At 63.8% G+C, this 7,300-nt stretch carries 5 protein-coding genes and 3 pseudogenes; 3 read left to right on the top strand and 5 right to left on the bottom strand.

The window, feature by feature from the left end; all coding sequences use genetic code 11:
* Positions 1 to 471: 471 nt before the first annotated feature.
* The 3 pseudogenes from tpg to PV350_RS42660 all read right to left on the bottom strand — a co-directional run.
* Positions 472 to 970, bottom strand: a pseudogene (gene tpg, locus PV350_RS42670) (telomere-protecting terminal protein Tpg).
* A pseudogene (locus tag PV350_RS42665) lies at positions 951 to 1,337 on the bottom strand (MarR family winged helix-turn-helix transcriptional regulator); the annotation flags it as partial. The pseudogenes tpg and PV350_RS42665, both read right to left, overlap by 20 nt.
* Positions 1,318 to 1,683: pseudogene (locus PV350_RS42660) on the bottom strand (transposase); the annotation flags it as partial. The pseudogenes PV350_RS42660 and PV350_RS42665, both read right to left, overlap by 20 nt.
* Positions 1,684 to 2,131: 448 nt before the next feature.
* On the opposite strand from PV350_RS42660, the gene PV350_RS42655 reads away from it, so the two are divergent.
* On the top strand, positions 2,132 to 2,623 hold the full coding sequence (locus tag PV350_RS42655; protein WP_500338768.1) for a peptidase inhibitor family I36 protein: 492 nt from the start codon (positions 2,132 to 2,134) through the stop codon (positions 2,621 to 2,623).
* A gap of 83 nt (positions 2,624 to 2,706) precedes the next feature.
* Here the strand turns inward: PV350_RS42655 and PV350_RS42650 are convergent, their stop codons facing one another.
* Together PV350_RS42650 and PV350_RS42645 are read right to left on the bottom strand one after the other, a co-directional pair.
* Positions 2,707 to 3,516, bottom strand: a complete 810-nt coding sequence (locus PV350_RS42650) for a transposase family protein (protein ID WP_500338766.1) — start codon at positions 3,514 to 3,516, stop codon at positions 2,707 to 2,709.
* A 749-nt stretch (positions 3,517 to 4,265) separates the two neighbouring features.
* A complete protein-coding gene (locus PV350_RS42645) occupies positions 4,266 to 4,955 on the bottom strand; it encodes a recombinase family protein (RefSeq protein ID WP_500338765.1) in 690 nt (229 codons plus the stop codon).
* Positions 4,956 to 5,286: 331 nt separating this feature from the next.
* Between PV350_RS42645 and PV350_RS42640 the strand changes: the two genes are divergently transcribed.
* Together PV350_RS42640 and PV350_RS42635 are read left to right on the top strand one after the other, a co-directional pair.
* Positions 5,287 to 6,573 carry a hypothetical protein gene (locus PV350_RS42640; RefSeq protein ID WP_500338763.1) on the top strand — a complete coding sequence of 429 codons (1,287 nt, stop codon included), beginning with the start codon at positions 5,287 to 5,289 and terminating at the stop codon, positions 6,571 to 6,573.
* A gap of 72 nt (positions 6,574 to 6,645) precedes the next feature.
* Positions 6,646 to 7,300, top strand: a 655-nt coding sequence (locus PV350_RS42635) for a DUF6461 domain-containing protein (protein ID WP_500338762.1), incomplete at its 3' end; no start/stop codon positions are given.

Below are 7,300 nucleotides of genomic sequence, written 5' to 3'. Positions count from 1 at the left end.
CTCGGCAACTTAATACTCAACGCCCCACCCTCCCCTGCAACACGGCAAGCACGGCCAACACAGAAAGACCATGGCAGTAAAGGCTCGCCGCAGTCGGCGGCACCCACACCCCGGGCCCACACACCACGCCGGCAGCCCGAGCCAGTTGAGCACAATAGCCACAATTCCCGCAGACACCGGAACCACAGACCCTCAGGAACCCGTAAGCCCACCGAAAGCCGGATGTATAGAAAATCCACGACACGCAATCTAATGCAGGCGCCGAACGGTAAGCGCGCCAATTTAACCCTTCTAGGCAAACAGGTGACCGCTGCCTTTTCCGGGGATGAAACGCGGTAGTGTCATCGCTCGCCGGGTGCGGCCGGAATCCACCGCGGGGGCGGGTCTGCTCCTGCCGCACCCGGAGCCCGGCTCTCCCAGAACCCGCTGCTACAGCGCGAAGTCGACGTAGTCGATGTCCGTTAACTCCAACTACAAACCCGCCGCGCGCCAGCCGGGATCACGGAAGCACATCTCTGCAGGCCCTCGGCTGCGATCGCGCACAGCTGCTGCTCGCCCGCGCCTTGGTCCTGGGCCTGGAGAAGGCGGGCCGCGTACCCCAGAGGTAGTGCTCGGGCGATCAGGCGGAGGCGGGCGTCGTCTGTGCTGCGGGGCGGCGGTGAAGCCGAAGCGGGCACGGGTGTCAATCACGATCCCGCCAGTGGTCGCCGCAGCCTGCTTGGCGCGGGCTCGAACCTTCGGCCGCCAACGCTGGCGTACCCCGTGCCCCATCCGGGCGGCCAGATCCATGGCCGTTTGATCTGGTCTTTCACGTAACGCTCCACGGACCGCTGCTAGATCTTGAGCAACTGGCTGCAGCCTGGGTGCGCTTGAGCTGCTTGACCAGGTAAGGCATTCGCGTCGGAGCCGACTTCGGGATCGGGCAGGTGAACGCTGGGGCTGACTTAACGTCACGCTCTGGCTGCGCCACGGGGGCGTGCGGTGCCCGGTCTGCCGTTGCCGCGCACCGCACGCAAGTGCTCCGCCACCGGGGCGAGGACCTTGCACAGGGCGGCAGGGAGGTCGGCGGGTAGTAGGTCAATGAAGTGCTCCCGGACGGCAGCGATATGGCACGGGGCAACCGTGCGCAGAGTCTCCCAGCCCTGCTCGGTGAGCACGACATCCTGCGCGCGCCGGTCGGACTCACATATCTCTCGGCGGAGCAGGCCAGCGGTTGCCCTGCGGCTGACCTGCTGGGACACCCGGCTCTTGTGATGCAGGGTGGCGCGGACCAAATCGCCCATCCGCATCCGGTGCCTGGGAGACTCCGAGAGATGGGCCAGGATTTCGTAGTCGTTGTACCCGGCAGCACCTGTTGACCGGTGCCCCGGCATCGACGAGTCGGTCGATCACCGGGTAGAGACTTTCGGGGCCGGCTTGACCTCGCCGAGGAACTTTGCCGTCTGCCAGACGATCGCCAGCTCGGTTCCCAGCTCATGGATCCGCCGGCGAGCGGCCCGCAACGCAGCAGACTCGCTCGACGGCGTTCCCGGTCGCCGCCCGTTGTCGATGTCGTCTTGCCGCAACCACTTCGACAACGTGACGGGATGGATGCCGAGCTCCACCGCCGTCTGTTTGGCCTGCTTGCCGGCGCCGATGAGCGCGATGGCGCGCCCGGAACTCCGGAGGATAGGGAGGAGGCATGACTGCCAGCCTTCCGTGAAGGGCTGTCAGTTAGCCACCAAAACTGGAACCTGAGAGGTTGGGCAGGTCAAGATGTCACCCGATCGTGCAGCAGACCCCCAGAAACAGGACGATCAGCAAATAGTGGAACTTTTATGCCGCACCGTCAGGAACGACACCTCCCCGCCTGACCCATCATCAAGAACGGCGCCTGGGTTCATGGAAATGACATCCTAGTTCAATGATGTTCGACTTCACTCTGGCAGGTTACATTCGGGCAGATTCTAATACCACGAGCGATTCGGTAGCCAGACAGCACCGCCCGTACAGATCCGGAGATTCCGCGTGGTAACGCGAAGCGGGGCAACACAGATTGTGCCCGTTGCGAAACTATGGAGCTGAGATTGCAACGCCGCCGATCTTCAGTGGAAGATTTGCGCCTCGAACCTACAGACACGCGAAGGAGAAAATGGACATGATGTCTTTCCGTAGGGGAAACTGGCTTCGAAGGCTCATAGTTGTCGGCGCCGCCGCCTCGGCAACAATCCTCGGTGTAACTACACCAGCATCTGCGACCGATATCCCGAACCTTCACATCCACGACGGTGTGGGATCATGCAGTGAGAACAAGTTCTGCGGCTGGCGAGACAAGGATTACCAGGACGGAACGAGTCTAAATTGGTCGGACCTTACCACCAGCCTTTGGTCGATGGGAACTTACAGCAGCATCGACGACTTCGCCAAGGTCAGACTCGCGAGGGAGACTGCCGGGTGGCACACCTTCAATGACCGAATGACTTCCTACGTCAACAACACCGGGCAAAATGCCTGCCTGTACACTGATGCCACCTACCGGGGAAACTCGCTGCTCGTTCGAGCCTGGCAACAGGTCTCCTTCATCCCGAACTACAACGACCAAATCAGCTCCCTCAAGTTCGTCGGAAGCTCGACCTCGTGCTAACAAGCATCTGGAAATTCGACACATCAGGGCTGCGAATCCGGAATAGACGAAAAGTCAGTACACTGACGTTTTCTCAACGGTGATCATTTCCAGTTTTCGTTGAGGACGAGGGCGGCGCGGGCGATGTCGCCGATCCTGGTGGGGCTGAGGGTGACGTGCTGCAGGGTGCGCCAGCGCTGTTTAAGTTCGGCGGCGGCGCGTTCGCCGAGCGCACGGATGCCTCTGATCAGGCTGTTCGTGGTTTGTGTGTCCGCGTGCAGCGCCCGTTCGGAGCGGCCTTTGGGGCGTCGGACGGGGACATGGATGCCGATGCCGGCGCCGATGTAGCCCTTGTCGGCGAGGGTGGGCAGGCCGTCGGCCGCGGCTTTGTAGAGAGCGGGGAGGGCGTGGATGCGTGCGGCGGTGATGTCGGGCGTGGAGCCGGGCTCGACGTCGGAGACCCACAGCGGGGTGCCGTCCGGGGCGTACAGGAACTGCACGTTCCCGCCGAACGCCTTGTGTTTCTGGCTGAACCACAGGTCGTTGCCGTTCTCGCGGGCCCCGGCGACGCGGTCGGACTCGATCAGCGTGCCGTCCAGGACCACGTGTGTCATGCCGTCGCGCCGGCAGCGGTCCAGGACCTCGTGCAGGTCGGGGGCCTGGTCGGCGAGGACGTCGATGCCTTCGTGAAGGTAGCGGTAGCCGGTGGCCTGCGAGACACCGGCGTCCCGGGCCAGGCAGTGCACGCAGCCGCGCTCACGGAACCAGCGCAGCACCAACACCGCCTGACGGAACGGCCCCAGTGCCCGCGAGCCCCTCGGTGTGCCGATCCGGCGCCGGTGCGCGGCCAGCAGCCGGGACAGGTGGTCCACGACATGGCGCGGGACGTCGAGCATGGCAACATAGGTGACCAACGTGAAGCCTCTGGTTGCGCGGACGATCTTGTGGTGAGAACCGTCCTACCAGGGGCTTCACGTCTGCCCAACTCCGGGGCGGGTTCGCCCTACCTGCTCACGAACAGGGTGGTTCACATCGCTTCGCGAAGATCATTTCGCTGAGAAAACGTCACTCTGCCTGACAACCGGAACCAGTCTTGATAATGGGGCCGTGACCTACTGACACAGGTAAACGCACATCTGTACGGATACCAGCACAAGACCCACAGAGCCACCCAACCAGGGGGCTCCGGAGATGCGCCTGGTACAAATAGGCATCGAACGGGAGTAATGCCGCCCGCAGTTCGTCGTTGAGTAGGCGACTGTAGATCACACAGCGTGAGATCCCCCGGCCGTCAGCGGCCGGGGGATGGCTGTCAGCCTGTGCGGGCTCTGGTGTGTACCGGCTCCGGGCCTCCCAGCCTCGGCGGCCCGCCCCGTGAGCCGCCGCCATCACGCTCGGATGGCGGTGTGACCGCCTGGCGGCATCCGGCGGCGGATAGGGGTCCGGGGAGTATCGGAACCGGTTTTAGCGGTAGGGGATCACCGTTCTCCGCTGCGGTCGATGATGAGGTCGAGGCGGTAGCGGGGCGGGTCGGTCACGTTGTCCAGTTCGTCTTAAGGGGATAGGAAGTCGCAGTACCAGTTGATGCCCATGAGCAGCGCACCGATGTGGTCGTTCATGGGGTGCCGGTATGAACGCTGTCACCAGCCGCAAACAGCGATGATCAGTCCGCTGGCCTAGACGGTCGGGGCAGTTCTGCCGCGTTGGTCGACTCGGCGAGCGCGAAACGGCCGCCCTTTAGTTCGGGCAGGTAGTTGTAGATGGTGTTGCGGGAGACGCCGAGGAGCTTCGCGATCGAGGTGACGGTGTTCTCCGGGCGGGCGAGCAGGTCGCGGGCGTGACGTACCTGTTCGTCGGTCAAGGCCGGCGGGCGGCCGAGGCGGGCACCTCGGGCGCGCGCGGCGTCCAGGCCCTCGTTGGTGCCCTGGACGATGAGTTCGCGGATGAACTCCGCGAGCGCCGCGAACACATGGAAGACCAGGCGCCCGCCGGGCGTGGTCGTGTCGAGCGCTTCGTGTAGCGAGGTAAAGCCGATGCCGCGCTTGCGCAGGCCGGACACGATCGCGATGAGGTCCTGGATGGAGCGGCCGAGCCGGTCCAGTGACGGGACGACGAGGGTGTCGCCCTCGCGGAGGTAGTCGAGGGCCTTCCATAGTTCCTCGCGTTCGGCGTTCTTGCCGGACTTCTTGTCGGAGAAGATCCGGATGCAGCCCGCTGTGTTGAGTGCGTGGATCTGCCGGTCGAGCAACTGGCCCTTGGTGGACACACGTGCGTATCCCACGAGGCTGCCAGTCCGTACGGCCGGAACGGGTGCGAGAAGATCGGCGGTGTCGTCGTCCTGGGGTGGCTGCACCCGCCAGATCGTACAGAAAAGGGTGCCCCTCAAGTTCTTGAGCACATGGACTTTCTGACACCGTTTGATGGGCACGATCCGGCGCCGATCCGGTTGCAATCTCTCGCTTACCGATCTTGCTCATCAATCGGTCGTTTTGTTGACGGGCGTGAGCGTCAAGCGCACAGCAGCAACGTCGGCCGCAAGGGTGTCGCGCAAGCCAAGGAACGATCTTCGAACGCCAAGTTTTCGATCAAGCGTGCTATGGGTGTGACTCACCCGTTACGGTCCTTCACGGCTTGTACGCAAACGTGTGCACGCCGTGTATGTCCGTTCAACGGGAAGGAAGCTGATGAGCCGCATGCGGCGCGTAGTTGCGGTGGCTGCCTCGCTGGTAGCCACCGTGTCCTTCGCTGTCACCGGGAGTGCTAGCGCAGCCGATGATCCCGGGTACCAGGCGCTCGAAACCATCAAGGCCGCCGACCTCCCAGCCCCGGAATCGGGACAGGGCCAGGTGAAGATCGGCACCGGAAAGTCGTGCTCCCCTATCGCAACTTCCGAGCGAGCAGCCCTCGGCGGCGCGGCCATAGCGTGTGTCGAGACCAGACCGCTGACAGCAGGCCGCCCTGTCACTGCGCGGACGGTTGAGACCGCTGATTCCGAAGCCTGCGACATCACTCAGCCGGGCTACTGGACCTGGACCCGGACCGGCGGCATGTGTCTGAACGGTCAGGAGGTCACCTACACGCTGTGGAACGACAAGGGCGCGGTCTTGGGCACCGGCCTGATGGACGTGAAGAGCAGCATGGATCTCAGCGCCACCAGCGTGACCTGGAACGAGTTGATCACCGTCAGGGTGATCGCCGTCACGGGACAGGTGACGAGCCTCAACGTGTCCTTCGATGTGTCCTGTACCTCGACGTGCTCCGCGACCAGTAACCGTCCCTGGACGGGTGCCAGGGCTCTGGGCGTAGGCGCGCAAGCGTCCGGATCTGTCACCTACACCAGCAGCGTCGCTGCCGGCGCGTCGGACAGCTTCCAGACGAAGTACCACATGTACGTCACCACCACGAGCAGCATTCCCACGCAGCCCAACGTCAACTGGGACAGCCCAGTCCAGGCGAAGCTGCGATGCGATGCAGAGCTTGCAACGCCGGGATGTGTTATCCCTGAAAGAAGGGCGGCTCTGGAGTACTCGCTCTCCGACCCCAATCACGGCGCGGCGGCGGCCGCCTACGGATTTGCCCAGGCCAATCTTCGTGACTGGGCTCCGCTGAGCCGGGCGGACGGACTCAACGATGCCAACCGGGCACGTACGTGCGGGGCCCAGAGCAGTGACCCGTTCGTCCTGCTCCCGCAGTACGTACCGGATGACTCGTGCGACGAGTTCCCCTTCGCCGGCTCGTTCGAGGGGGGCACCGACGGTGCTCTGTGCGCCGACATCGTCCCGTTGTTCCAGAACGGCCAGTGGATGCTCTACGAGGCCCGTACGGACAAGCCGGTCACCTTCAACGAGCCGTGTGTACGGGCTCACGTCGCCTTGCCGGCCAACCAGTCCGCCGGCGGCAAGTACGGGGCCTTCGTAAAGAGCCAGCGCGTCCTGGACACCGAGAAGTACAACGTCAACGTCGTCGCCTGATTACCCCGCACCACGGAGGGCCCCGAGAATGATTCCCGGGGCCCTCCTACGAGAAAGCTTGAAGGAGATCACGTGGAAGACTCCTCGCCCACACCGTGGGCATGGGCTGCCGATCCTGGCATGGGGATGTGGTGCGCGAGCTTCACCCGCGGCATTACATCGTATGACGTCCTTGCTCGGTACGGAGCCGACAGCCGAACCGCCCGGCTCCTCAATCGGCAACAAGCCGCTCAGCTCAGCAGGACAGACGGCTCGGTGCTGCGGGCCGGGACCTTGGGCACCTGGGCGTTCTGCTTCGAGGAATACGGGGTCATGGGCGTGATGCCTGGCCCGCTGACGGCACTGTCTCAAGACACCGAGACCTTCAGCGTCCTGCGGGGCGGCGATGGCATGAACAGCTTCGCTTACTGGCGTGACGGGCAGTGCATCGAGCGTTTCGAGCCCGGCTTCGCCAGCACCAGACCACCCGCGCCCCACCACTGGTGGGACCTGGTGCAACAACAGCTCGACGCCGCGGGCACGGAGTATCCAGGCCTGGTACCCGTACTGAAAGCCGTAGCCCAGCACACTGAAGCAGTGCTCGACACCAACACTCTCAACGGCCCGCTGCTCACGTTGCTTCTCGACGACAACAGCCGGACCCCCGATCCACCACCTCAGCCCCATCCCTGTCTCTTAAACAAATTTCCGAGCCCCAGAAACCTCTCTAAAACTCAAATCCCCTTTT

Source organism: Streptomyces sp. PA03-6a, from assembly GCF_033792765.1.
Classification (GTDB): Bacteria; Actinomycetota; Actinomycetes; order Streptomycetales; family Streptomycetaceae; genus Actinacidiphila.
The sequence above is the reverse complement of the archived record's forward strand: the minus strand, read 5'-3'. Positions and strand labels throughout refer to the sequence as shown.